Below are 1,330 nucleotides of genomic sequence, written 5' to 3'. Positions count from 1 at the left end.
CAGCCAAACTGAATGAGATGGGTATTCCCTGCCCGGCAGAGCACAAGCGGAGATCCGGCTCCAATTGCACATACGCATTTCAGAAGAACGATATTCCTCTCTGGTCAGCCGGGCCTGTGATCCGAATTCTGCGCAACCGCATTTACACAGGGACGCTGGAGCAGGGGAAGACAAAATCGAACCCGCTCCATCCGAAACTGACAAAACAGCTTCCCGAAAACGAGTGGGCGGTGCGGGAGGGGGCGCATGAGGCGATCATATCAGAGGAATGTTTTCGTGCAGTAGGACGCCTGCTCAACACAGATGCCAGGTCTGCGCCGGGTGAAGATACGGTCAGCCTGCTCTCCGGCCTCGTCCGGTGTGCGGCTTGCAAAAGTACGTTGACCAGGCAGACGGTAGGGAAGTATATTTACTACGTCTGTTCTCTGAAGCGGGAGCACAAAGAGAGCTGCAGCGGCTGCCGCATCTCGACCGATGCTCTGGATTCATCTGTTCAGCAGAATATCCGGGAACACATAAACCAAGTCGTATTGTTATGCAGCACGATTGCCACGGAAGACCTGGAGGACAAGCTGCTCTGTCAAATTCAACGACTGCAAAGCCAGATCAGTAAGGTGGAACAGCTTGCGTCAAAAAAGCGACGATTGATTGAAAGCTTGGAACCCAGCATGGCGGACGGCATTATTACATCGGAAGAAGCGGATGAACTGCGCCGCAGCTTTCAGAACGAACTGAATACATTGAGCCGGCGGAAACAGAAAATCCAGGAGGAAATCCAAAGGGTCGAGGACAGAACGATTCTTTGTGAATGGGCGAAGCAGTTTATCCCCTATACGAGCCAGACAGAATTTTCACGAAAAGACGTGGTCATGCTGGTGGAGTCGATTTTTCTGCATAAGGACAAGCGCATAGAAATCCATTTTGTCCATGACCACGAATTTGAATATATCCGGCAGATGCTGGAGTGATTAGCAAAAGCGATGGACTGTATGTTCATCGCTTTTGTTTTGCGCAAACGAAGACCGCCGTCCGCATATAGTTTACCAATCTGAATCAGGAGGTGTTTCATTGAGTACACGGGAAATTATGTTGATATGCTGCTATGCCGAAGAAAAAATCAATATTACACAGATTATCCGGACCTCGTTCGACATTTTTCTGAAAGAGGAACTTCAAAATGTTGCAAATCTGCCCTGTTTTACGGTATAATACATACGATGAATGACCGCTTATCTCAGGAGGTATGACATGTACTTAGAGATAAGCAATCCCATGGATTACCATGCGGCATTATACATCAGATTATCAAAGGAGGATGAGAGCGCGGGTC

Annotated in this window: 1 protein-coding gene; it reads left to right on the top strand. The window is 48.8% G+C overall.

The features are described from left to right. Positions 1 to 968 (top strand): recombinase family protein (locus tag JX325_RS16940; RefSeq protein WP_204792187.1); only part of this gene is annotated, 968 nt, incomplete at its 5' end. Between the last annotated feature and the right edge of the window lie 362 nt (positions 969 to 1,330).

Origin of the sequence: Oscillibacter sp. CU971 (assembly GCF_905219725.1) — a bacterium.
Lineage (GTDB): Bacteria > Bacillota > Clostridia > Oscillospirales > Oscillospiraceae > Oscillibacter.
Note: the sequence above shows the minus strand (reverse complement) of the source record. Positions and strands in the feature narration are given on the sequence as shown.